This is a genomic window from Pseudomonas sp. NPDC089752 (genome assembly GCF_044748725.1).
In the GTDB taxonomy this organism is placed as follows: domain Bacteria; phylum Pseudomonadota; class Gammaproteobacteria; order Pseudomonadales; family Pseudomonadaceae; genus Aquipseudomonas.
This window is the reverse complement of the sequence record NZ_JBIVGP010000013.1, coordinates 92,633-115,789: the sequence shown is the minus strand read 5'-3', so window position 1 is coordinate 115,789 and position 23,157 is coordinate 92,633. Positions and strand designations below refer to the sequence as shown.

27 protein-coding genes are annotated in these 23,157 nt (G+C 62.6%); 15 read left to right on the top strand and 12 right to left on the bottom strand.

Features of this window, described 5'->3' with window-relative positions; genetic code table 11:
- Positions 1 to 108: 108 nt before the first annotated feature.
- Both hemF and aroE read left to right on the top strand, forming a co-directional pair.
- A complete protein-coding gene (hemF, locus tag ACIPZF_RS20980; RefSeq protein ID WP_400802718.1) occupies positions 109 to 1,020 on the top strand; it encodes an oxygen-dependent coproporphyrinogen oxidase in 912 nt (303 codons plus the stop codon).
- Positions 1,021 to 1,045: 25 nt separating this feature from the next.
- Positions 1,046 to 1,870, top strand: a complete 825-nt coding sequence (aroE, locus tag ACIPZF_RS20975; RefSeq protein ID WP_400802716.1) for a shikimate dehydrogenase — start codon at positions 1,046 to 1,048, stop codon at positions 1,868 to 1,870.
- A 108-nt stretch (positions 1,871 to 1,978) separates the two neighbouring features.
- Here aroE and ACIPZF_RS20970 read toward each other — a convergent pair whose 3' ends face one another.
- The 3 genes from ACIPZF_RS20970 to betC all read right to left on the bottom strand — a co-directional run bounded on the left by ACIPZF_RS20970 (position 1,979) and on the right by betC (position 6,141).
- Positions 1,979 to 3,544: a SulP family inorganic anion transporter gene (locus ACIPZF_RS20970; protein ID WP_400802713.1), complete on the bottom strand. Its 1,566-nt coding sequence runs from the start codon at positions 3,542 to 3,544 to the stop codon at positions 1,979 to 1,981.
- 141 nt (positions 3,545 to 3,685) lie between these two features.
- Positions 3,686 to 4,609, bottom strand: a complete 924-nt coding sequence (gene choX, locus ACIPZF_RS20965) for a choline ABC transporter substrate-binding protein (RefSeq protein WP_400802711.1) — start codon at positions 4,607 to 4,609, stop codon at positions 3,686 to 3,688.
- A 14-nt stretch (positions 4,610 to 4,623) separates the two neighbouring features.
- The gene (betC, locus tag ACIPZF_RS20960) at positions 4,624 to 6,141 is read right to left on the bottom strand and encodes a choline-sulfatase (RefSeq protein ID WP_400802709.1); all 1,518 of its coding nucleotides are present in this window, start codon (positions 6,139 to 6,141) and stop codon (positions 4,624 to 4,626) included.
- Between the two features lie 109 nt (positions 6,142 to 6,250).
- Between betC and ACIPZF_RS20955 the strand changes: the two genes are divergently transcribed.
- Positions 6,251 to 7,150 (top strand): choline sulfate utilization transcriptional regulator, encoded by a 900-nt coding sequence (locus ACIPZF_RS20955; RefSeq protein ID WP_400802707.1) that lies wholly within the window; start codon positions 6,251 to 6,253, stop codon positions 7,148 to 7,150.
- Between the two features lie 98 nt (positions 7,151 to 7,248).
- Here ACIPZF_RS20955 and ACIPZF_RS20950 read toward each other — a convergent pair whose 3' ends face one another.
- Complete coding sequence (locus ACIPZF_RS20950) at positions 7,249 to 7,785, bottom strand: NAD(P)-dependent oxidoreductase (RefSeq protein ID WP_400802705.1); 537 nt, start codon at positions 7,783 to 7,785, stop codon at positions 7,249 to 7,251.
- Between the two features lie 53 nt (positions 7,786 to 7,838).
- Between ACIPZF_RS20950 and ACIPZF_RS20945 the strand changes: the two genes are divergently transcribed.
- Positions 7,839 to 8,171, top strand: a complete 333-nt coding sequence (locus ACIPZF_RS20945; RefSeq protein ID WP_400802703.1) for a DOPA 4,5-dioxygenase family protein — start codon at positions 7,839 to 7,841, stop codon at positions 8,169 to 8,171.
- 122 nt (positions 8,172 to 8,293) lie between these two features.
- Here ACIPZF_RS20945 and trpA read toward each other — a convergent pair whose 3' ends face one another.
- The gene (trpA, locus tag ACIPZF_RS20940) at positions 8,294 to 9,103 is read right to left on the bottom strand and encodes a tryptophan synthase subunit alpha (RefSeq protein ID WP_400802700.1); all 810 of its coding nucleotides are present in this window, start codon (positions 9,101 to 9,103) and stop codon (positions 8,294 to 8,296) included.
- Positions 9,100 to 10,317 carry a tryptophan synthase subunit beta gene (trpB, locus tag ACIPZF_RS20935; RefSeq protein WP_400802699.1) on the bottom strand — a complete coding sequence of 406 codons (1,218 nt, stop codon included), beginning with the start codon at positions 10,315 to 10,317 and terminating at the stop codon, positions 9,100 to 9,102. The genes trpA and trpB overlap by 4 nt, the downstream gene beginning before the upstream one ends.
- A 110-nt stretch (positions 10,318 to 10,427) precedes the next feature.
- Here trpB and ACIPZF_RS20930 point away from each other — a divergent pair, with 110 nt between their 5' ends.
- The gene (locus ACIPZF_RS20930) at positions 10,428 to 11,324 is read left to right on the top strand and encodes a LysR family transcriptional regulator (protein WP_400802696.1); all 897 of its coding nucleotides are present in this window, start codon (positions 10,428 to 10,430) and stop codon (positions 11,322 to 11,324) included.
- Here the strand turns inward: ACIPZF_RS20930 and ACIPZF_RS20925 are convergent.
- Positions 11,321 to 11,644 carry a YqjD family protein gene (locus tag ACIPZF_RS20925; RefSeq protein WP_400802693.1) on the bottom strand — a complete coding sequence of 108 codons (324 nt, stop codon included), beginning with the start codon at positions 11,642 to 11,644 and terminating at the stop codon, positions 11,321 to 11,323. The genes ACIPZF_RS20930 and ACIPZF_RS20925 overlap by 4 nt on opposite strands.
- 150 nt (positions 11,645 to 11,794) lie before the next feature.
- Here ACIPZF_RS20925 and ACIPZF_RS20920 point away from each other — a divergent pair, with 150 nt between their 5' ends.
- The gene (locus ACIPZF_RS20920) at positions 11,795 to 12,010 is read left to right on the top strand and encodes a dodecin (RefSeq protein WP_400802690.1); all 216 of its coding nucleotides are present in this window, start codon (positions 11,795 to 11,797) and stop codon (positions 12,008 to 12,010) included.
- 101 nt (positions 12,011 to 12,111) lie between these two features.
- Entirely contained in the window at positions 12,112 to 12,333 is a 222-nt protein-coding gene (locus ACIPZF_RS20915) for a DUF1161 domain-containing protein (protein WP_400802688.1), read from the top strand.
- Positions 12,334 to 12,406: 73 nt separating this feature from the next.
- On the opposite strand, the gene ACIPZF_RS20910 is transcribed toward ACIPZF_RS20915, so the two are convergent.
- Complete coding sequence (locus tag ACIPZF_RS20910) at positions 12,407 to 13,411, bottom strand: LLM class flavin-dependent oxidoreductase (protein ID WP_400802685.1); 1,005 nt, start codon at positions 13,409 to 13,411, stop codon at positions 12,407 to 12,409.
- Positions 13,412 to 13,566: 155 nt separating this feature from the next.
- Here ACIPZF_RS20910 and ACIPZF_RS20905 point away from each other — a divergent pair, with 155 nt between their 5' ends.
- Complete coding sequence (locus ACIPZF_RS20905; RefSeq protein ID WP_400802682.1) at positions 13,567 to 13,992, top strand: OsmC family protein; 426 nt, start codon at positions 13,567 to 13,569, stop codon at positions 13,990 to 13,992.
- 73 nt (positions 13,993 to 14,065) lie between these two features.
- Positions 14,066 to 14,299 carry a DUF1161 domain-containing protein gene (locus ACIPZF_RS20900; RefSeq protein ID WP_400802680.1) on the top strand — a complete coding sequence of 78 codons (234 nt, stop codon included), beginning with the start codon at positions 14,066 to 14,068 and terminating at the stop codon, positions 14,297 to 14,299.
- 35 nt (positions 14,300 to 14,334) lie between these two features.
- On the opposite strand, the gene ACIPZF_RS20895 is transcribed toward ACIPZF_RS20900, so the two are convergent.
- Together ACIPZF_RS20895 and ACIPZF_RS20890 are read right to left on the bottom strand one after the other, a co-directional pair.
- Positions 14,335 to 14,748 (bottom strand): hypothetical protein, encoded by a 414-nt coding sequence (locus tag ACIPZF_RS20895; protein ID WP_400802678.1) that lies wholly within the window; start codon positions 14,746 to 14,748, stop codon positions 14,335 to 14,337.
- 54 nt (positions 14,749 to 14,802) lie between these two features.
- Positions 14,803 to 15,216: a hypothetical protein gene (locus ACIPZF_RS20890; protein WP_400802675.1), complete on the bottom strand. Its 414-nt coding sequence runs from the start codon at positions 15,214 to 15,216 to the stop codon at positions 14,803 to 14,805.
- 83 nt (positions 15,217 to 15,299) lie between these two features.
- On the opposite strand from ACIPZF_RS20890, the gene ACIPZF_RS20885 reads away from it, so the two are divergent.
- A complete protein-coding gene (locus ACIPZF_RS20885; RefSeq protein ID WP_400802672.1) occupies positions 15,300 to 16,385 on the top strand; it encodes an aminopeptidase in 1,086 nt (361 codons plus the stop codon).
- A gap of 54 nt (positions 16,386 to 16,439) precedes the next feature.
- On the opposite strand, the gene ACIPZF_RS20880 is transcribed toward ACIPZF_RS20885, so the two are convergent.
- Entirely contained in the window at positions 16,440 to 17,090 is a 651-nt protein-coding gene (locus ACIPZF_RS20880) for an HAD family hydrolase (protein ID WP_400802795.1), read from the bottom strand.
- 20 nt (positions 17,091 to 17,110) lie between these two features.
- Entirely contained in the window at positions 17,111 to 17,659 is a 549-nt protein-coding gene (locus ACIPZF_RS20875) for a gamma carbonic anhydrase family protein (protein ID WP_400802669.1), read from the bottom strand.
- Positions 17,660 to 17,761: 102 nt separating this feature from the next.
- Here ACIPZF_RS20875 and prlC point away from each other — a divergent pair, with 102 nt between their 5' ends.
- From prlC to trbC, 5 genes are all read left to right on the top strand, one after another.
- Positions 17,762 to 19,813, top strand: a complete 2,052-nt coding sequence (prlC, locus tag ACIPZF_RS20870) for an oligopeptidase A (protein WP_400802666.1) — start codon at positions 17,762 to 17,764, stop codon at positions 19,811 to 19,813.
- Positions 19,810 to 20,091, top strand: a complete 282-nt coding sequence (locus ACIPZF_RS20865) for a YheV family putative zinc ribbon protein (protein ID WP_400802664.1) — start codon at positions 19,810 to 19,812, stop codon at positions 20,089 to 20,091. The genes prlC and ACIPZF_RS20865 overlap by 4 nt, the downstream gene beginning before the upstream one ends.
- 77 nt (positions 20,092 to 20,168) lie before the next feature.
- A complete protein-coding gene (locus ACIPZF_RS20860; RefSeq protein ID WP_400802661.1) occupies positions 20,169 to 21,227 on the top strand; it encodes a PA0069 family radical SAM protein in 1,059 nt (352 codons plus the stop codon).
- A 568-nt stretch (positions 21,228 to 21,795) separates the two neighbouring features.
- A complete protein-coding gene (gene trbB / locus ACIPZF_RS20855; RefSeq protein ID WP_400802792.1) occupies positions 21,796 to 22,746 on the top strand; it encodes a P-type conjugative transfer ATPase TrbB in 951 nt (316 codons plus the stop codon).
- A gap of 14 nt (positions 22,747 to 22,760) precedes the next feature.
- Positions 22,761 to 23,156, top strand: coding sequence for a conjugal transfer system pilin TrbC (gene trbC, locus ACIPZF_RS20850; protein ID WP_400802658.1), 396 nt, complete (start codon positions 22,761 to 22,763; stop codon positions 23,154 to 23,156).
- The last annotated feature ends 1 nt before the right edge of the window (position 23,157 follow it).

Sequence of the window (23,157 nt, the reverse complement as noted above, 5' to 3'; positions counted from 1 at the left end):
AAAGGCCTTCTATCGGACGCCTTTGCTTGATCGCCGTCAACTGCGGCGCGCGCGCTGGCGGTGATATGCTACGCGGCGAATTCTTCCCTGCCCGTTTCTGGTGACCCGATGACTAGCCGCACCGAGGCCGTGAAAGCCTACCTGCTCGACCTGCAAGACCGCATCTGCTCCGCCCTCGAAACCGAGGACGGCGGCGCCCGCTTCGTCGAGGATGCCTGGGTGCGCGAAGCCGGTGGCGGGGGCCGCACGCGGGTGATCGGTGAGGGCAAGGTGATCGAGAAAGGCGGGGTCAACTTTTCCCATGTGTTCGGCGCCGGCCTGCCGCCGTCGGCCAGTGCCCACCGCCCAGAGCTGGCGGGCCGTGGCTTCGAGGCCCTGGGCGTGTCGCTGGTGATCCATCCGCACAACCCGCATGTGCCGACGTCCCACGCCAATGTGCGCTTTTTCATCGCCGAAAAAGAGGGTGAAGAAGCGGTGTGGTGGTTCGGTGGCGGCTTCGACCTGACGCCGTACTACGGCAACGAAGAAGACTGCATCCACTGGCATCGCGTGGCCGAGCAGGCCTGCGCGCCGTTCGGCGCCGACGTGTACCCACGCTACAAGGCCTGGTGCGACCGCTATTTCCACATCAAGCACCGTGGCGAGCCGCGCGGTATCGGCGGGCTGTTCTTCGATGACTTGAACGAGTGGGACTTCGACACCTGCTTCGCCTTCATCCGCGCCATCGGCGATGCCTTCGTCGACGCTTACCTGCCGATCGTCCAGCGCCGCAAGGCCACGCCCTATACCGCCGAGCAGCGCGAGTTCCAGGAATACCGCCGTGGCCGCTACGTGGAATTCAACCTGGTCTACGACCGTGGCACCCTGTTCGGCCTGCAATCCGGTGGCCGTACCGAATCGATCCTCATGTCGCTGCCGCCGCAGGTGCGCTGGGGTTACGATTGGAAGGCCGCGCCAGGCAGTGAAGAAGCCCGCCTGACCGAGTATTACCTGCAAGACCGCGACTGGCTCGCCCAGTAAGCCTGTGGATAACCGAGGAGCCCCCATGGACCAGTACGTCGTATTTGGCAACCCCATCGGCCACAGCAAGTCGCCGTTGATTCACCGGCTGTTTGCCGAGCAGACCGGCGAAGACCTGGAATACGCCACCTTGCTGGCACCGCTGGACGAGTTCAGCGATTGCGCCCGTGGCTTCTTCAAGCAAGGCAGTGGCGCCAACGTCACCGTGCCGTTCAAGGAAGAGGCCTACCGCCTGTGCGACAGCCTCACCCCTCGCGCCCAGCGAGCCGGCGCGGTGAACACCTTGAGCAAACTGGCCGATGGCACGCTGCGCGGTGACAACACCGACGGCGCTGGCCTGGTGCGTGATCTGACGGTGAATGCCGGGGTCGAGTTGGCAGGCAAACGTATCCTGATTCTGGGCGCCGGTGGTGCGGTGCGCGGGGTATTGGAGCCGATTTTGGCCCACAACCCGCAGTCGCTGGTGATTGCCAACCGCACAGTGGAAAAAGCCGAACAGTTGGCGCGCGAGTTCGATGAGCTGGGGCCGGTGGTGGCCAGTGGGTTCGCCTGGCTGCAGGAGCCGGTGGATGTGATCATCAACGCCACCTCGGCGAGCCTCTCCGGTGAGCTGCCGCCGATTGCCGACAGCCTGGTCGAGGCGGGGCGGACGGTGTGTTACGACATGATGTATGGCAAGGAGGCGACGCCGTTCTGCCAGTGGGCCAGCCAGTTGGGCGCGGCCAAGATGTTGGATGGGTTGGGGATGCTGGCTGAGCAGGCGGCCGAGGCGTTCTTTATCTGGCGTGGCGTGCGGCCGGATACGGCGCCGGTGTTGGCTGAGTTGCGCCGGCAACTGGCTCGCGGCTGAGGTATTGGGGCTGCTTTGCAGCCCATCGCGGATGAATCCGCTCCTACAGGTTCAGCGCAACACCCGTAGGAGCGGATTCATCCGCGATGGGCCGCAAAGCGGCCCCAATCACTCCACAAATCGAATCGGGCACACCTCGGCCCCTTCCAGCTTCTGCAACTCCTCGATCACCTGCGGCCTGGCCCGCTGCAACGTCAAACTCCCCCCGCCCCGCTGCAACCGCCGCGCCTCGCGGTGCAACATATCCACCCCCGAGTAATCGATGAAATTCACCTGCCGCGCGTCGATCACCACGTCCGGCCCCTGGCAGCGTTGCAGCCGCACCTGCAGATAATGCGCCGCACCAAAGAAGATCGACCCACCCACCCGCAGCACATCGGCCTGCCCTTCGCGGCTCTGCTGCACCCGAGGCCGTGAGGTGCGCTTGAGGTAGAAGAACAGCGAAGCCAGCACGCCCGCGTAGATCGCCGTCTGCAGCTCTAACAGCAAGGTGGCGGCGGCGGTCAGGGCCATGACCAGAAATTCCGCGCGGCTGACCCTAAACAACGCGCGTATTCCCCGGTGGTCCACCAATCCCCAACAGATCAGCAGGATGCTGCCGGCCATGGCCGGAATCGGCAGGTGCGCGATCAGGCTGGCGCCCGTGACGGCGAACAGCGCCACCCACAGCGCCGAGAACACCCCGGCCATGGGCGAGCGAGCACCGGCGTCGTAGCTCAGGCCCGAGCGGGTGAAAGAGCCAGACGACAAATAACCCGAGAAGAACGCGCCGACCATGTTCGACAAACCTTGGGCGCGGATCTCCTGGTCGGCGTCGATCAGTTGTTCCGAGCGTGCCGACAACGAGCGAGCAATCGACAGGCTGGTGACCAGGCCCAGCATGCCCACCGCTACGGCACTGGGCAGTAGACGCAGTATCAGTTCCACATCCAGCAGCGGTAGCGGGCTGAGCGGCGGCAATTGACCGGTAAACGAGGGCACCCGCGGTACATGGCCAAAGTAGCCCGGCAGCAGCCAGGCCAGCAGGCTGACGGCGATAAGACTTATCAACAGGCTCGGCCAGCGCGGCCGCCAGAGTTTGACGACGACGCCGATCAGTACCGTGGCCAGGCCCAGGATCAAGGATGGCAGGTCAACTTCACCGGCGTGGCTGGCCAGGTCTTGCACCGTTCTCAACGCCGTTGCCTGGCTTGGCAAGTCCATGCCGAGCAGGTTGGGCAGTTGGCCGAGAGCGATGACGATGGCGGCGCCCAGGGTGAAGCCGAGCACCACCGAATGGGACACGAAATTGACCAGCGCACCGAAGCGCAACAGCCCGAGCAGCAGTTGGAAGATGCCGGCGAGGAAGGTCAGCAGCAGTACCAGCGTCACATAGTCGCTGCTGCCAGCCACGGCCAGCGGGCTGATGCTGGCGTACAGGACGATGGAAATGGCAGCGGTCGGGCCGCAGATCAGGTGCCAGGATGAGCCCCACAAACACGCAATCAAGACCGGCACGATGGCCGCGTACAGGCCGAATTCGGCGGGCAGGCCGGCGATCAGGGCGTAGGCGATGGATTGTGGCAGGGCGAGAATGGCACCGCTCAAGCCTACCAGCAGGTCCTGACGCAGGCTGCGGCCCGATTGGCGAGGCAGCCAGGTGAGGAAGGGCAGCAGGTGGATGAGGCGGTGCATGGTTTATTCAGAATCCTTGTCAGTGTGCAATACCCTGTGGGAGCGGCGGTCCGGCGATCCGGCTTGCCCCGCGAACACCGGCGAAGCCGGTGCCATGCACTGCGGTGACTGCTTCGCGGGGCAAGCCCGCTCCCACAGATCTCACAATTTGGTGTTTAGAGCCTGAACAGCATCACCGCCTTCTTTGGTAGTCACTCCTGCCAGCCAGCCTTCCAACAGCTCGGGATGCGTCTTCACCCAAGCCCTGGCCGCCTCATCAAAACTGATCTTCTTATCCACAACCTCGGCCATGATGCTGTTTTCCATGTCCAGGGTGAATTTCAGATTGCTGAGCAACCTGGCCGGGTTCGGACAGGCTTGTGGATAACCTTTGCGGGTCAGGGTATAGACCTCGCCCTTGCTGCCAAACCACTTCTCGCCACCCGTCAGGTAATGCATCTTCAGCTTCACGTTCATCGGGTGCGGTGTCCAGCCCAAGAAGGTGATGAACTGGTTTTTCTTCACCGCGCGGTCCACTTGCGCCAGCATCGCCTGCTCGCTGGATTCGACCAGCTTCCACTGGCCGAGGTTGAATTCATTCTTGTCGATGACTTCCTTCAGCGACAAGTTGGCGGGCGCCCCCGAGCCAATACCGTACAGCTTTTTGTCGAACTGATCGGCATGCTTTTGCAGATCGGCGAAATCCTTCACACCGGCATTCCACACGTAGTCGGGCACTGCGAGGGTGAATTCGGTGCCTTCCAGGTTGCGCGACAGTTGCTGCACATCGCCATTGGCGATGAATTTGTCGTGAAAGCCCTGCTGCGCCGGCATCCAGTTGCCCAGGAAGGCATCGACCTTACCGTCCTTGAGGCCCCCATAGATGATCGGCACCGCCAGGCTGTCGATCTTCACCTGGTAGCCCAGGCTCTCCAGGAGAAGGCGGGCGACCGCGTTGGTGCTGGCGATATCGCTCCAGCCAGGGTCGGCCAGCTTCACGGTGCTGCATTGCGCGTCTTCGGCGTGGGCCGTGGCGGCGCCCAGGCTCAGGGCCAGGGCGAACACGGCGGGGGAGAACTTGTGCATGGCGGCCTCTCTTCTCAATCCATGGGTGCGGGCTGTGGATAACGTGCCTTGCGCTCGAGGTCGTCGAGATCGATGTGGTTACGCATGTACTGTTGGCTGGCGTCCACCAGCGGTTGGTGGTCCCAGCTTTTCAGTTTGCCGATGGCCAGGGCCTCGGCCACCAGGCGGCGGCGCCGCTGGCTGGCCAAAACGTGTTGGCGCAGGCTGGGGATATCCCAGCGCTGCCTGGCTTCATCGAGCAATGCCTGCAGCAGCGCCTGATGGTCCGGGCTGCCGGTGAGGTTCTCCCGCTCGTGCGGGTCGCGGCTCAGGTCATAGAGTAGACAGGGGTCGTCCTCGCTGTACACGAACTTGTAGGCGCCACGGCGGATCATCATCAGTGGGCCGACCGTGCCTTCGGCCATGTATTCGCCGATCACTTCGTCGTGGCCGCCCTGCCCCTGCAGGTGGCCAAGCAGCGAGCGGCCGTCCAGGTGCAGGCTGTTATCCACAGCGCCGCCGGCCAGCTCCACCAGGGTCGGCAGCAGGTCGCAGGTCGATACCGAGGCGCTGACCCGGCTTGCGGCGAAGCGTTTGGGGGCGTGGACCAGCAGCGGCACCCGCGCCGACATCTCGAACCAGTGCATCTTGTACCAGAGCCCGCGCTCGCCCAGCATGTCGCCGTGGTCGCCGGAAAACACGATCAGCGTGTCGTCGGCCAGGTTGCAGTCTTCCAGGGTTTGCAGCAACTGGCCGATGTTGTCGTCGATGTAGCTGCAGGCGCCGAAGTAGGCGCGCCGGGCGTCGCGGATCTTGTCCACAGGCAGGGGCTTGTTCCACAGGTCGTAGACTTTGAGCAGGCGTTGCGAATGCGGGTCCAGTTCATGCTGGCTGAATTCAGCGCGCGGCAGGGGGATATCCACACCCTCGTAACGATCCCAGTAGCGTTTGGGGATGGTGTACGGGTCGTGCGGGTGGGTCATCGAGATGGTGAGGCAGAATGGCCGCCCATCATTTTCGCGCACATGGTCATAGAGGTATTGGCGGGCCTTGAACACCACTTCCTCATCGAAATCCAGCTGATTGGTGCGCACGCAGGGGCCGGCCTGCAGCACGGACGCCATGTTGTGGTACCAGCTCGGGCGCTCATCGGGTGCATCCCAGTTCACCGCCCAACCATAGTCGGCGGGATAGATGTCGCTGGTCAGGCGTTCTTCATAGCCGTGCAACTGGTCCGGCCCGCAAAAGTGCATCTTGCCCGACAACGCCGTGCGGTAACCGAGGCGGCGCAGGTAATGGGCGTAGGTCGGCACATCGGCGGGGAAGTCGGCGGCGTTGTCATAGGCGCCGATGCGGCTGGGCAACTGGCCGCTGACCAGGGTGAAGCGCGACGGCGCGCACAGGGGGCTGTTGCAGTAGGCCGAGTCGAACACCACGGCTTGTTCAGCAAGCCGGCTCAGGTGCGGCATCTGAATGGGCGAAGGGCCGTAGATTGGCAGCAAGGGCGCGGCCATCTGGTCGGCCATGATGAACAGGATGTTGGGGCGCGTCATGGTTGGCTTCCATCGTTGAAGGTTATGCGAACCGCTTGCCTTTCAAGATGCGACTGTGACTAACATGGGTAAAGCCCATGGCGGGCAATGACTGGGATTAGTCAAGCTTATGTTTGATCACCTCGCCGAACTGTCGCTCGATGCCCTGCGCGTGTTCGAGGCCGCCGCTCGCCTGCGCGGCTTCACGGCGGCGGCGCTGGAGCTGGGCACCACCCAGCCAGCGGTGAGCCAGCAGGTCAAAAGGCTGGAGGCGCAACTGGGTACCCGGTTGTTCGACCGCATCTACCGTGGCATTGCGTTGACCGATGCGGGCCAGATGCTGTTCGAGCAGGTGCACCAAGGCCTGCAGGCCATGGACGACGGTATTGCCCAAGCGAGTGGTCGCGGCCAGCGCGAGGTGCTGCAGGTGGCCACCGACTTTGCCTTTGCGTCGTTCTGGCTGATGCCACGGCTGCAGCGCTTTCACGAGGCTTATCCACAAGTGGATGTAAGCCTGGTGACCGGTGAGCGCAGCCAGGGCATGCTGCGGCCGGATATCGATGTGGCGGTGCTGTTTGGTGATGGGCGGTTCCACCAAGGTGAAAGCCGCTGGCTGTTCGATGAAGAGGTGTTCCCGGTTTGCAGCCCACGGCTGATTCATGGCAAACCCTTGTCAGCCGTGGCTTTGCAACGATTACCGTTGCTCCATTTGCGCGGCGAGCAGGCCAGCGGATGGTTCGATTGGGCGGGCGTGTTTCGTGGGTTTGGCGTGGCCAGTGCACCGCCGCCTGGGCAGTTGCGCTTCGATAACTACACCTTGCTGATCCAGGCGGCGATTGCCGGGCAAGGGGTGGCGATCGGCTGGGGGCATCTGGTCGATGGTTTGGTCGAGCAAGGGTTGCTGTGCCGGCCGCTGGAGGGCAGCTTGCGTTCCAAGCGGGGATATTATGTGGTGCTGCCGCCGCGCAAGCGGCGTGGGGCGTTGATCGAGCGGTTTGTGGATTGGCTGGAAAATGAACGCAGTGTTTGAGGGCCCTTTCGCGGGGCAAGCCCGCTCCCACAGATACCCCGCTGAATTTAAGCTCTGCGGTGAAACCTGTGGGAGCGGGCTTGCCCCGCGAAAGGGCCCTAAGATACGAAGTTCAGATGCTCGCCGCGATGCAGATCCAGCGCCAGCATATCGGCCATCCCTGCTGCGACTCTCTCAAGATCTGCCAAGGCAGCTGGGGCATTGATCACCGTCCAGTGCAACGCACTGCGCTGCAGCACATCCACTACCCGGTCCACGCTCTCACGCTCCTCGTCGGTGTGCTTGCCCGGCGCATCAAGCACATCGAAATCGCCCACCAGCAACACGCGGCGTATAGTCGTGCGAGACAACCCAGCCACCAGCGCCTCGGCCATCCGCCCTTGTCCGGCCAGCTCACCTGACAACAGCGCAACCACCGCCGAGCCACCTGCCGCGCCCTGCTCCGCCTGGTCGGCATCGCCCAACCCGCCTATCTTGAAATGCAGGCCCGGGCGCGGGGCGTGACGGTTGAGGTCGTCAACCACGGCCGTGACTTCGTGCTGGCGCGACAACATTTCGGCAATCAGAGCACTGCCCAGGCTGCTTTCAGCCCCGAACAGCACCAGCTTGAACACTGGGGTTTCGGCATTTTTCACCGCATCGCTCCCTTTGCAGGTGGGTGATGGTTGGACCGCAATCAGGAGACATCGTGCAGAGGATCAAGGGTTACCACGCCCACATTTACTACGACGCATCGACCATGGAACAGGCGCGGGAATTGTGCGAGGAAGCGACGCGGCTGTTTCCCGTGACCATGGGACGCATGCACCAGAAACCGGTTGGGCCGCACCCGGACTGGAGCTGCCAGTTGGCGTTCGGGCCGGAGGTGGTAGGGGTGGTGTTGCCGTGGTTGGCGTTGTATCGCAAGGGGCTGGTGGTGTTTTTGCACCCGGAGACGGGGGATGAACTGGCGGATCACCGCGATCATGCGATCTGGATGGGGGCTATTAGGCCGTTGAAGCTGTCGATTTTCGGTGGCTGAACGGGCCCTTTCGCGGGGCAAGCCGGATCGCCGGACCGCCGCTCCCACAGGATGGCTGCACTGCTCAGGTGCAGCGGTGAACCTGTGGGAGCGGGCTTGCCCCGCGAAAAAGGCAACGCGGATCAGCGTCGTGCGCCGCGCACACCCTCAGCCAGCGCCGAGCACAAGCCCAATACATCGCTGACAGCCTGGTCGGCATCCTTGGCCTGAGCGATCTTGTCGACCAGTGCCGAACCCACCACTACGCCATCAGCCAAGCGCGCAATTGCCGCAGCCTGCTCCGGCGTACGAATGCCGAAACCAACGCTGATCGGCAGCTCGGTATGCCGTCGCAGACGGGCAATGGCCTCGGTCACGTGCTCAGTAGTCGCAGAACCCGCACCGGTCACACCGGCCACCGATACGTAGTAGACGAACCCGGAGCTGCGCTCCAGCACACGCGGCAGGCGCGCATCGTCGGTGGTCGGGGTGGTCAGGCGGATGAAGTCGATGCCTGCGGCCTGGGCTGGGGTGGCGAGCTCGGCGTCGTGCTCTGGCGGCAGGTCGACGATGATCAGGCCATCGACACCCGCTTCCTTGGCTTCGGCGACGAACTTTTCCACACCGAAGCGGTGGATCGGGTTGTAGTAGCCCATCAGCACGATCGGCGTGGTCTGGTTATCCACACGGAATTCGCGGACCATCTGCAGGGTCTTGGCCAGGGTCTGGCCGGCTTCCAGGGCACGCAGGGTAGCCAGCTGGATGGCCACGCCGTCGGCCATCGGGTCGGTGAACGGCATGCCCAGTTCGATCACATCGGCGCCAGCGGCCGGCAGGCCCTTGAGGATCTGCAGCGAAGCATCGTAGCCAGGGTCGCCAGCGGTGACGAAGGTGACCAGCGCGGCGCGGCCTTCGGCTTTGAGTTCGGCGAAGCGTTGTTCAAGACGGCTCATGCCTGTTTCTCCTGGGCGGCCATGTGGTTCATCACGGTTTGCATGTCTTTGTCGCCACGGCCGGACAGGCAGATGACCATCAGGTGGTCCTTGGGCAGGTTCGGCGCGCGCTTGATCGCCTCGGCGAGCGCGTGCGAGCTTTCCAGGGCCGGGATGATGCCTTCCAGGCGGCAGGTGGCGTGGAACGCGTCGAGGGCTTCGTCGTCGGTGATGCTGACGTATTCCACGCGCTTCACTTCATGCAGGTAAGCATGTTCCGGGCCGATGCCTGGGTAGTCGAGGCCGGCGGAAATCGAGTGGGCGTCGGTGATCTGGCCGTCGTCGTCCTGCAGCAGGTAGGTGCGGTTGCCGTGCAGCACGCCGGGTACGCCGCCATTGAGGCTGGCTGCGTGCTTGTCGGTGTGCACACCGTGGCCGCCGGCCTCTACGCCGATGATCTTGACGCTTTCGTCTTCGAGGAAGTCGTGGAACAGGCCCATGGCGTTGGAGCCGCCGCCGACGCAGGCGATCAGGCTGTCGGGCAGGCGCCCTTCCTTCTCGTGCAACTGGGCGCGGGTTTCCTTGCCGATGATCGACTGGAAGTCGCGGACCATCGCCGGGTACGGGTGCGGGCCGGCCACGGTGCCGATCAGGTAGAAGGTGTCGTCGACGTTGGTGACCCAGTCGCGCAGGGCCTCGTTCATGGCGTCCTTGAGCGTGCCGGTACCGGCGGTGACCGGAACGATCTCGGCGCCCAGCAACTTCATGCGGAACACGTTGGCCTGCTGGCGCTCGATGTCGGTGGCACCCATGTAGATCACGCAGGGCAGGCCGAAGCGCGCGGCGACGGTAGCGGTGGCCACGCCGTGCATGCCCGCGCCGGTTTCGGCGATCAGGCGCTTCTTGCCCATGCGCTTGGCCAGCAGCACCTGGCCGATGCAGTTGTTCACCTTGTGCGCGCCGGTGTGGTTCAGTTCTTCACGCTTGAAGAAGATCTTCGCGCCGCCGCAGTGCTCGGTCAGGCGCTCGGCGAAGTACAGCGGGTTGGGGCGGCCGATGTAGTCGCGCTGGAAGTAGGCCAGTTCTTCGAGGAACTTGGGGTCGGCCTTGGCCGCTTCGTATTCGCGGGCCAGGTCCAGCACCAGCGGCATCAGGGTTTCGGCCACGTAGCGGCCGCCGAACGAGCCGAACAGGCCGTTGGCATCGGGGCCGGCGCGGTATTGGGACTGGGTCATGGGTCGCTCCAGAGCGTGATGAATGAGTGATGGGCTTTACTCTAACCACGGCAAGCCCGGTTGAAAACCGATAAGATTGCGTCAACCTGTCAGGAAATCTCACACGTCAAATGGCCCACGACCTTCCTCCCCTGAATGCCCTGCGGGCCTTCGAGGCGACTGCCCGACTCAACAGCGTCAGCCAGGCGGCGGAGGCGCTGCACGTTACGCATGGGGCGGTCAGCCGGCAGCTCAAGGTGCTTGAAGAGCATCTGGGCGTGGCGCTGTTCGTCAAGGACGGGCGTGGCATCAAACTCACAGATGCCGGTGTCAGGCTGCGTGATGCCAGCAGCGAAGCGTTCGACCGGCTGCGGAGCGTGTGCGCCGAGCTGAGTCGGGATGTCAGCGAGGCGCCTTTCGTGCTGGGTTGCTCGGGGAGCCTGCTGGCGCGCTGGTTCATCCCCAGGCTTGGGCGTTTGAAGGCTGACCTGCCGGAACTGCGCCTGCACCTCTCGGCAGGTGAAGGCGACCTGGATCCGCGCCGGCCTGGCCTGGATGCGTTACTGGTGTATGCCGAACCGCCCTGGCCTGCGGATATGCAGGTCCATGTACTGGCCGAGGAGCGCATCGGGCCTGTGCTCAGCCCGCATTTCGCCGGCTTCGAAAGGTTGCGTGGGGCTCCCGCCACTGCCCTGCTGGATGAGGCGCTGCTGCATACCACATCGCGTCCCCAGGCATGGCCAACCTGGGCTGAGGACCAGGGGCTGACATCTTCCGCGTTGAAGTACGGCCGGGCTTTCGAGCATTTGTATTATCTGCTGGAGGCCGCAGTCGCGGGCCTTGGCGTCGCCATTGCGCCACAGCCGCTAGTAGCTGACGACTTGCGCGCCGGGCGCCTGAGCGCACCGTGGGGGTTCTCACCTACCCCGGCAGCGCTGGCTTTATGGGTGCCTCGGCGCGCCGCAGACGGGCGCGCCGAGCAGTTGGCGCAATGGCTGCGCCGCGAGCTGGAACGGCAGGCAGGTTAGTTACGGCGGTACAACAGGTAGGCGGCCAGCAGGCCGAGGGCGCCAATGGCTACACCTGCGGTGGTCACCGGGTGTTCCTGAGCGTAATCACGGGTGGCGATGCCGGTCTCGCGGGTGCGGGTCTTCACTTCCTCGTAGGCATCACTGATCAGGCTACGCGAGTGTTTCAGCGCACTTTCGGCGTTGCTGCGGATGGCCTTCACCGATTTCTGGGACTCCTCCGACGCGTCGTGCTTGAGGCTTTCCAAGGATTTCAGCAGGCTTTCGATCTCTGCTTCCATGCTTTCCAGGGACGTTTTACGCAGCGAGTTGCGGTGCATGTTGACTCTCCTTTGCAGTATGGGCTGTAAAGATTGCGACTGCGCCGTGTGGGGAAAGTGCGATCGAACTTTCCCGAAGGGTGATGGCTCGCAGGTAAATCAGGCCTGCGCTGCTAGGCTCAATTTCACTGTCATCCAAGGAGAGCGCTCATGACCGATCATCACACCTACAAGAAGATCGAGCTGGTAGGTTCCTCGCCCACCAGCATCGAAGAGGCGATCAACAATGCCTTGGCCGAAGCGGCCAAGAGCATCAAGCACCTGGAGTGGTTCGAGGTAGTCGATACCCGGGGCCATATCGAAGGTAACAAGGCGGCGCATTTCCAGGTGACGCTGAAAGTAGGATTCCGTATCGCCAACAGCTGAAGCATTTCCGGATGGTATCGCCGGGAATGATGGCGTTATACAGTCAAGGGGCGCCTTCGTTGGCGCCTTTTCAATGTTCGTCTGTTCAAGGAATGCGAGTGATGAAGAAATTGATTCTGGCGGTGGGTCTGATGACGCTGGCCGGCGGCGCGCTAGCGGCCGGCAAGCCTTGCGAGGAACTCAAGGCAGAAATTGCCGCCAAGCTGGATGCCAAAGGTGTGAAGGGGTACACCCTGGAAGTGGTCAAGAAAGGCGACCCGGCGGGCAAGGTGGTCGGTAGCTGTGAGGGCGGCAGCAAGGAAATCGTCTACCGCCGGGGGTAAGTGGTGGATTCTTCGCGGGGCAAGCCCGCTCCCACTGGGTCCGTGTGGGAGCGGGCTTGCCCCGCGAAGGGGATCACTCGGCATTCAAGGCCTGCGCCATCAACTCATACGACCTGACCCGGTCCGCATGCTCATACAGGTCGCAGGTAAAGATCAGTTCATCCGCCCCAGTCTGCTCGAGCAGCACCTCCACCTTGGCCTTTACCTTCTGCGGGCTGCCAATCATCGCCAGCCCCAGGAAGCTGGCCACCGTCTCCCGTTCATGCGGCAACCACAGCCCGTCCATGCTGGCCACGGGTGGGCGTTGCATCAGGCTCTGCCCGCGTATCAGGGCCAGAATACGCTGGTACACCGAGGTGGCCAGGTATTCGGCCTGCTCGTCGCTATCGGCCACGACCATGGGAATGCCCAGCATGACGTAAGGCTTGTCCAGCGTGGTGGACGGCTTGAAATGGTTGCGGTACACGCGGATCGCCTCATGCATGAAGCGCGGTGCGAAATGTGAGGCAAAGGCGTAGGGCATGCCGCGCATGCCGGCCAGTTGTGCGCTGAACAGGCTGGAGCCGAGCAGCCACATGGGCACCTCGGTGTCGTGGCCCGGGACGGCGATCACTTTTTGATCATCGGTGCGCGGGCCCAGGTAGCGCGACAATTCTTCGACATCGTCCGGGAAGTCGTCGGCGCTGCCCGAACGCTCGCGGCGCAGGGCGTGGGCGGTCATCTGGTCGGAGCCCGGCGCACGGCCCAGGCCCAGGTCGATGCGCCCCGGATACAGGCTGGCCAGAGTGCCGAACTGTTCAGCGATCACCAGTGGCGCATGGTTGGGCAACATGACACCACCGGAGCCGACTCGAATGGTCGAGGTGCCGCCGGCCAGGTAGCCGAGCAGTACCGAGGTCGCCGAGCTGGCGATGCCATCCATATTGTGGTGCTCGGCGACCCAGAAACGGTTGTAGCCAAAGCGCTCGACGTGTTGCGCCAGGTCCAGCGAATTGCGCAGCGCTTGCGCGGGGCCGCCGTCGGCGCGCACCGGCACCAGGTCGAGGGTAGAAATTTTCAGGTCACGCAGCTGCGTCATTGGAGCCTCCGCAAAAGTGATTGGCCGAAGGCCTTTTCATCTCTGTATGGGCACATTCGGCGGATTCAATGTTAGTTGTGCGATTGCGCTGAACTTGCCGTAGGCGGGTGGTCTCTGAACCCATAGGCAAAGTAACCGTGTGACCAGGAGGCAACATGAAAAAGACAGCATCGGCGATCTGGCAAGGTGGCTTGAAGGACGGCAAAGGCCTGCTTTCGACCGAAAGCGGCGCGCTCAAGCAGAACCCCTACGGTTTCAACACGCGTTTCGAGGGCTCGCCGGGAACCAACCCTGAAGAGCTGATCGGCGCCGCCCATGCCGGGTGTTTCTCGATGGCGCTATCGATGATGCTCGGTGAGGCCGGGTTGACAGCTGACCGAATCGACACCATCGCCGAAGTGACCCTGGACAAGCAATCGGACGGCTTCGCCATCACCGCTGTGCACCTGATTCTCAAGGCCAAGGTGCCGGGGGCGAGCGAGGCGCAATTCATCGAGATCGCCAACAAAGCCAAGGCAGGCTGCCCAGTGTCCAAGGTGCTGAACGCCACGATCAGCCTGGATGCAACGCTGGTGGGTTGAGCGGCGCAACAGGGGCGGTTTGCTGTAGTCTAAACAGCGTCGGCAGCGCTGCTGCCCTTCCAGGAGCCGTTCCATGATCCGCGTAGCAATCGCCGTGCTGGCGTCTCTGCTGGCCACTTCTGCACTGGCGGCGGTCAAACCGTGCGAGGAACTCAAAGCCGAGATCGAAGCCAAGATCCAGGCCCAGGGTGTTCAGTCGTACACCTTGGAGATCGTACCTAACAGCGAGGTCAAGGATCAGAACATGATCATCGGCAGCTGTGATGGCGGGACCAAGAAGATCATTTACCAGAAGAATGGTCGGTAGAAGAAGTTGAGGGCCGCGTTGCGGCCCTCAGGCATTCAGGGAATGCAGAAGACGTTGCTGGGTTCGTTGACCAGCACCTTGCGGCTGGCGTCGTACAGCAGAACCTGCGGCTGCATGGCGGGGGCACGCGCTTCCAGGCGATAGCGTTCGCCAGCTTTGAAGCTGTCATAGCGCACTGTCAGGTAGCAGGTGCGATCCCTGGGTTCGTTCATTATCCCGCCACCGTAGAATTCATAATCGAAACGCACCACCAACTCGTGCTTGCCAGGCGTCACCTGGAAATAGCGGCCGTCTTCAAGGCGCTGACCATCGAGCTTGTCGGCCATGATCACGCGGCCGGGGGTGATGGTGTAGAGGTCGATCCAGGCCTGTTTTGCGTCGACGGGGGGCAAGGGGCTGGCGCAACCCCCCAGTGCACTGAGGGCCATCAGCATCATGGGCTGGCGCATGGTGAAACTCCCACTTGCGAATTACATACCCAAGCATAGCGCCGTTTGCGCAGCTCAGGTGCGCTGACAACCTGCTGGCAACCCTTGGCCGACCAGTTTTTGCTGGTGATCGTAGAGTTTGATCCATGGGCGGAAGCCAATGCTGCCGGCCTGCAACTGGTAGCGCTGCCCGGCATTGAAGTCCTTGAAGGTCAGGTTCAGCTGGCAATCGCGCCACAACGGCTCATTGACCGGGCCGATATTGCTGGGTGTGACGGGAAACTGGTACCGCACGGTCAGCTCGTGGCTGCCGGGCTGGACTTCGAAATAACGGGTGTCGGCCCAGTCGCGTTCGTCCACCTGAACGGCGTGCAACGAGTTTTCATCCTGTGGGGCCAGATCTACCCAGGCCTGGTTCGGGTCGGGGTCTGGCAGGGTGGAACAGGCCGATACCAGTAACAACGAACCGGCGACGAACAGTGCACGCATGGCGTAACTCCCCCTTGGCGAGATAGTCTTGGAGCGTCGGCCGTGAGCGAGTTGGATTGCCCAAGATGGTGTGGTTTTTTCTTTTGAAGCGCTCAGGCCCTGGGCCACTCGACCGTGTTTTCAGGGGGTTGGTTCCCGTGCTGGGTGCCTTTCTGCTGAACGGTTGCAGCAGCCTTGGCTATTACGCCCAGTTGGGCGAAGGTCAGTGGCAGTTGCTGCGCGCGCGCCAACCTGTGGAAAAGGTGCTCGCCGACCCCGCCAGCAACGCGCAATTACGCGCCCGCTTGCAGCACGCGGAGCAGGCGCGGGTGTTCGCCAGCGAGCAGTTGAAGCTGCCGGATAACGATAGCTACCGGGTGTATGCCGACCTGGGGCGTCCCTATGTGGTGTGGAACGTGTTCGCCACGCCCGAGCTGTCGCTGCAGCCGGTGACGCATTGCTTCCCCATCGCTGGGTGCGTGGCCTACCGCGGTTACTACCGCCAGGGTGCCGCGCGCGGGGCCGCGGCGCTAATGCGTGAGCAAGGCATGGATGTTTATGTGGGCGGGGTCGAAGCCTACTCGACACTGGGCTGGTTCGATGACCCGATCCTCTCGTCGATGGTCGCCTGGGGGGACGAGCGCCTGGCCACGCTGATCTTTCATGAGCTGGCGCATCAGCGCGTCTATGTGCAGGACGATACCGAGTTCAACGAGTCCTTCGCTACCTTCGTCGAGCAGGAGGGGACGCGGCAATGGCGCGTGGCGCGCGGGCTTGCAGCGGATCAGGGGGATCAGGGCCAGCAGCGCGAGCAGTTCATCCGCTTGGTGCTGGCCAGTCGTGAGCGGCTGCAGGCGATCTATGTCGGGCCTCTGGATGATGCGCACAAACGGGTAGCCAAGCAGGCCGAGTTCGAGCGGTTGCGGCGCGAGTATCGGCAGGTGCGGGACAGCCAGTGGGCGGGAGACAAGCGCTATGACGCCTGGATGTACGGGCCGATGAGCAATGCCAAGCTGTTGCCGTTTGGGCTGTATGACCAGTGGGTGCCGGCGTTTGCGGCGGTGTTTCGCGAGGTTGGCGGGGATTGGGCGCGGTTTTATGAGCGGGTTGAGGTGTTGGGGCGGTTGCCGGCTGATGAGCGCAAGGCGGCGTTGATGTCCTGGGGCCGCTTCGCGCCCCATCGCGGATGAATCCTGTAGGAGCGGATTCATCCGCGATGGGCTGCAAAGCAGCCCCACTCTGCTTCAGGCCTTGATAAATGCCTGATGCATCTCGGCCAAGGTCGCGAAATGAAACTCCGGCGCATGCGCCGTCAATTCTTCCGCGCTCCCAAACCCATACCCCACCGCCACCGCCTGCAGCCCGTTGCTGCGCGCGCCGATCAGGTCGTGCTTGCGATCACCGATCATCAGCGTCTGCGCCGGATCCAGCCCCTCCTCGTCCAGCAGGTGACGAATCAGCTCGACCTTGTTGGTGCGAGTGCCATCCAGCTCGCTGCCGTAGATCACCTTGAAGTGATGATCAAAGGCGAAATGCCGGGCGATCTCGTGAGCGAATTCCCACGGCTTGGACGTCGCGATATACAAGGTACGGCCCTGGCCATTCAGGGCCTCGAGCAATTCCGGCACCCCTTCAAAGACCAGGTTTTCGTACAGCCCGGTAACGCGGAAACGCTCGCGGTAAAAATTCACCGCCTCCCACGCCTTGGCCTCATCGAAGCTGTAGTACTGCATGAAGGCCTGCAGCAGGGGTGGGCCAATGAAGTGTTCCAGGCGCGCCAAGTCCGGTTCGTCGATGCCCAGCTTGGCCAGGGCGTACTGGATCGAACGGGTGATGCCCAGGCGCGGGTCGGTCAGGGTGCCGTCGAGGTCGAAAAGGATGTTCTGCTGGTGCATGGAGGTCTCGGTAGTCAGGTTCATTCCGGGCGGTCGTAGCCTTCGGCCAGGTGCTGGTCCTTGAGCTTCACGTAGTTGCCGGCGCTGTAGGGGAAAAAGGCGCGCTCCTTGTCGGACAGTGGCCGGGCCTGTTTCACCGGGCTGCCGACGTACAGGTAGCCGCTCTCCAGGCGCTTGCCGGGCGGCACCAGGCTGCCGGCGCCAATGATCACCTCGTCTTCGACGATGGCGCCGTCCATGATCGTGCTGCCCATGCCGACCAGGATGCGGTTGCCCAGGGTACAGCCATGCAGCATGACTTTGTGACCAATGGTTACTTCGTCGCCGATGATCAGTGGAAAACCGTCGGGATTGAACGGGCCGGCGTGGGTGATGTGCAGCACGCTGGCATCCTGCACGCTGGTGCGCGCGCCGATGCGGATGCGGTGCATGTCGCCGCGGATCACCGTCAGCGGCCACACCGAGCTGTCTTCACCGATCTCCACGTCGCCCAGCACCACCGCCGAACGGTCGACGAAGGCCCGCAGTCCAACTTTCGGAGTGTGTTGCTGGAAGCTTCGGATGGCCATGATAGGGTCTCTCATCTGTGCCGATAGGCAGGCTGCCTGCTGCGGTCGGCGTCGATTGTAATTAAGATGGGTCAGTGTTTCTTCTGCCAAGGTAGCCAAACCGTGAGTGCGAACAACCCACTTCTGCAGTCCTATGATCTGCCACCCTTCTCGGCGATCCGTGCCGAACACGTGCTGCCGGCGATCGAAGCGATCCTGGCCGACAACCGCAAAGCCATTGCCGAGATCCTCGAAAAGCAAGGCAAGAACCCCACCTGGGCCGGCCTGGTGCTGGCCATGGACGAACTCAATGACCGCCTGGGCGCCGCCTGGAGCCCGGTCAGCCACCTCAATGCGGTGTGCAACAGCAAGGAGCTGCGCGAGGCTTACGAGTCCTGCCTGCCGGCCTTGAGTGCCTACTCTACCGAACTGGGCCAGAACCGTGCGCTGTTCGAAGCTTATGAAGCCTTGATCAGCAGCCCGGAAGCCGCAGGCTTCGACGTGGCCCAGAAAACCATCCTCGAGCACGCCCTGCGCGACTTCCGCCTGTCGGGTATCGACCTGCCGGCCGACCAGCAGCAGCGTTACGCTGAAGTGCAGAGCAAGCTCAGTGAGCTGGGCAGCCGCTTCTCCAACCAGCTGCTCGACGCCACTCAAGCCTGGACCAAGCACGTGACCGACGAGGCCGCGCTGGCTGGCCTGACCGATTCGGCCAAGGCGCAGATGGCCGCCGCCGCCCAGGCCAAGGGCCTCGACGGCTGGCTGATCACCCTGGAATTCCCCAGCTACTACGCGGTGATGACCTACGCCAGCGACCGCGCCTTGCGCGAAGAGCTGTACGCCGCGTACTGCACCCGAGCCTCGGACCAAGGCCCGAATGCCGGCCAGTTCGACAATGGCCCGGTGATGCGCGAGATCCTCGACCTGCGTCAGGAGTTGGCCGCCCTGCTGGGCTACAAGAACTACGCCGAACTGAGCCTGGCGACCAAGATGGCCGAGTCCAGCGATCAGGTGCTGAGCTTCCTGCGCGACCTGGCCAAGCGTTCCAAGCCGTTCGCTGCCCAGGACCTGGAGCAGCTCAAGGCCTACGCCGCCGAGCAAGGCTGCGCCGAGCTGGCCAGCTGGGACGCCGGCTACTTCGGCGAGAAGCTGCGCGAGCAACGCTACAGCGTGTCGCAGGAAACCCTGCGCGCCTACTTCCCGATCGACAAGGTATTGTCCGGCCTGTTCAGCATCGTCCAACGCCTGTACGGCATCGAAATCGCCGAACTCAAGGGCTTCGACAGCTGGCACCCGGATGTGCGCCTGTTCGAGATCAAGGAAAACGGCCAGCACGTCGGTCGCTTCTTCTTCGACCTCTATGCCCGCGCCAACAAGCGTGGCGGTGCCTGGATGGACGGCGCCCGCGACCGTCGCCGCACCGCCGTCGGCGAGCTGCAAAGCCCGGTGGCCAACCTGGTGTGCAACTTCACACCGGCCGCGCCCGGCAAGCCTGCGCTGCTGACCCACGATGAAGTCACCACCCTGTTCCACGAATTCGGCCACGGCCTGCACCACCTGCTGACCCGCATCGAGCATGCTGGCGTGTCCGGCATCAATGGCGTTGCCTGGGATGCGGTCGAGCTGCCGAGCCAGTTCATGGAAAACTGGTGCTGGGAGCCGGAAGGCCTGGCGCTGATTTCCGGCCACTACGAGACCGGAGCGGCCCTGCCCCAGGACCTGCTGGACAAGATGCTGGCAGCGAAGAACTTCCAGTCCGGCATGATGATGGTGCGCCAGCTGGAGTTCTCGCTGTTCGACTTCGAGCTGCACGCCAGCCATGGCGATGGCCGCAGCGTGCTGCAGGTGCTCGAAGGCGTGCGCGACGAGGTGTCGGTCATGCGCCCGCCGGCGTACAACCGTTTCCCCAACAGCTTTGCGCACATCTTCGCTGGCGGTTACGCGGCGGGGTACTACAGCTATAAGTGGGCCGAAGTGCTGTCGGCCGATGCCTTCTCGCGCTTTGAAGAAGAAGGCGTGCTCAACGCCGAAACCGGCCGCGCCTTCCGCGAGGCGATCCTGGCCCGGGGCGGTTCGCGTGAGCCGATGGTGCTGTTCGTCGACTTCCGTGGCCGTGAGCCTTCCATCGATGCATTGCTGCGCCACTGCGGGCTGAGCGAGGACGCGGCGGCATGAGCGAGGTAGCTGTGAACAAGACCAAGAAGCGCTTCATCGCCGGGGCGGTATGCCCGGCGTGCAGCGAGCCGGACAAGCTGATGATGTGGAACGAAGACGACGTGCCGCACCGCGAGTGCGTGGCCTGCGGCTTCACCGACACCCTGAATGAACAGGGCCTGTCGGTGCCCAAGGAGCTGGGTACCCGGGTCAATCACCTGGCTCCCAAGGCGGCGCCGGCCAAGGTTCAGACCGTGCAGTTCTTCCCCAATCCGAAGCTGAAGAAACCCTCCGAGTAAGGCTTGCCCTGACCGGAGGCGCTGGTAACGAACGGGCAATCCCGATACTGTATATGAATACAGTATCGGGGTGAGCCATGATTCCTCCAGCAGCGCAAAAAGGCCGTGGCACGGCGCACAACCCTCATAACCGCTTCGCACCGAGCCATTCGGTGGCCGAGGATGACGGTTGGTACCAGGAAGTGCCGCTGACTCAAGGCACTGAGGTACGGATCGAGACCGCCAAATCGGTCATCAGCCGCAATACCTCGCCCGACCTGCCGTTCGACCGTTCCATCAATCCTTACCGAGGCTGCGAGCATGGCTGCATCTACTGCTATGCGCGCCCGTCCCACGCCTACTGGGACTTGTCCCCAGGCCTGGATTTCGAAACCAAGCTGATCGCCAAGACCAATGCCGCCGAAGTGCTCGAACAGCAACTGAGCAAGCCAGGCTATGTCTGTGCGCCGATCAACCTTGGTTCCAACACCGACCCTTACCAGCCGATCGAGCGCGAGCACCAGTTGACCCGGCGGCTGCTGGAGGTGCTGCTGCGTTTTCGCCATCCGGTGACCATCGTCACCAAAGGCTCGCTGATACTGCGCGATCTCGACCTGCTGGCCGAGATGGCCCAGCAGCGGCTGGCGCGGGTGATGATCAGCCTGACCACCCTGGACGACGACCTCAAGCGCGTTCTGGAGCCCCGTGCGGCGTCCCCGAAGGCGCGGCTACGGGCGATCCGCGTGCTGCGCGAAGCGGGGGTGCCGGTGGGCGTGTTGTGTTCGCCGATGATCCCGATGATCAACGACAGCGAACTGGAGCGCCTGCTCGAAGCCGCCAAGGAGGCCGGCGCACAGAGTGCGGCCTACATGATGCTGCGCTTGCCGCTGGAAGTGGCGCCGCTGTTCGAGCAGTGGCTGCAGGACCATTACCCGCAGCGCGCCAGCCATGTGTTGAGCCTGATTCGCCAAAGCCGAGGTGGCGAGCTGTATGACAGCCGTTTCGGTAAGCGGATGCGTGGCGAGGGCATCTTTGCTGAATTGCTGGCGCAACGTTTCGCCATGACCATGCGCAAATTGGACTTCGAGGGAGCGCAAGCGCAGGCACTCGATTGCTCCCTTTTTTGCCCACCAGGCGGCCAAATGCCACTGCTCTGAACTTTTTTTAGTTGCAGGTGTCGCCACGGAAAGTGCAATTGATGTCTAATTGATATCACGTAGTGGCATATGGATGTCGCCGAAGGAAGTTGGGTCGTTAGTTGGTCTAGATGCCTTAGCTGCTAACCGAGCTAATGTCAGTTGATAGGTAAGAATACGTCGCGCGCAAATGTGAACTCCGTCAGGTTTTGGAGCCGATAGGTAATGGCAAAAATGATGGCCACTTCAGAATCCGTTGATCCTGGTCAACGATGAAGCCCAGTGTCTACGCGTGTTTCAGCTGATTCCAAGTGTATGTGGGGTGGAACGCTAGTTCCAAGCTTGTAGGATAATGCTTACACGCCTGTAAGAAATTTACTATTTCGTTAACATTTGTTGCTCGGGTAATCTGCGCGCCCTTGTGAATTGCCTCTCAGAATTCGAAGAAATTTCGCTAGCGATAGCAGATTACTTCGGGGCGAGAAGGTTTTCGATTCACCCATAGTTTGATGACCTGCCGAGCAGGGAGCTTGAATGACCTGCCCACGGACTGTGGGCGGCATTTAATTCATGGACGATTAGTGTGGACATTGCTGAAGCTGCCAGCCTGAAAGATCGCGCCAAGAAAAAACTGGAGCGCGATGCCGGCCCTCTCATCATCGATGCGCTCAACGATCCGCAGACCGTCGAGTTGATGTGCAATGGCGACGGTAAGTTATGGCTTGAAAAGCTCGGCCAGCCGATGAAGCACATCGGTGACCTGCGCCCGGCGCAGGCAGAATCCATCATCAAGACGGTGGCCGGCTTCCACGGCAAGGAAGTGACCCGCAGCAAACCGTTGCTCGAAGGCGAGTGGCCGCTCGATGGGTCGCGTTTCGCCGGCCAGTTGCCACCGGTGGTCCGTGCCGCCACCTTCGCCATTCGAAAAAAAGCGGTGGCCATCTACACCCTCGACCAGTATGTCGAGTCGGCGATCATGACGCCGATTCAGTGCGACGCCATCAAGCGCGCCATCCGCGATCACCGCAACATCCTGGTCATCGGCGGTACCGGTACCGGCAAGACAACCCTGGTCAACGCGGTCATCAACGAAATGGTCGTGGAATTCCCCAGCGAGCGCGTGTTCATCATCGAGGACACCGGCGAGATTCAGTGTGCGGCAAAGAACTTCGTGCAGTACCACACCACCGTCGACGTCAGCATGACCCACCTGCTCAAGACCTCGCTGCGCATGCGCCCGGACCGCATTCTGGTCGGCGAAGTGCGTGGCGAAGAGGCACTCGACCTGATCGATGCCTGGAACACCGGCCACCCTGGCGGCGCGGCAACCCTGCACGCCAACAGCGCCAGCGAAGGGCTGACCCGTTTGAAATCCCTGGTTTCCCGCAACAAGTCGGCGCCTGCCGAAATCGAGCCGCTGATTGGCGAAGCGGTTCACGTCGTCATTTCCATCGCCAGAACCCCAGAAGGCCGACGCATCCAGGAGATCCTCGAGGTTTCCGGGTATGAGAACGGCCGTTACATCATGCGCAACCTTTAAGGAAAACATCGCACATGCAAGCCTTCACCTCGCTGTTCCGTATGAATGCACAAACGTTTGGCTACCTGGCCTTCAGCTTCTTGGTACTAGCCGTGATGGTCGCTCCGGAGAACGCGTTCGCGGCCTCCAGCAGCGGCGGTTCGCTACCCTATGAAAGCTGGCTGACCTCGCTGCGTGAGTCGGTTACCGGCCCTGTCGCCTTCGCCTTGTCGATCATCGGCATTGTGGTTGCCGGTGGTGTACTTATCTTCGGCGGGGACCTCAATGGCTTCTTCCGTACCTTGATTTTCCTCGTGCTGGTAATGGCACTGATCGTTGGTGCGAACAACATCATGACCGGCTTCTTTGGCACCAGCGCCGAACTGGCTCAGTTGCTGCCTCAGAACAGCCTGGTACAGGGATTGGTCTGAA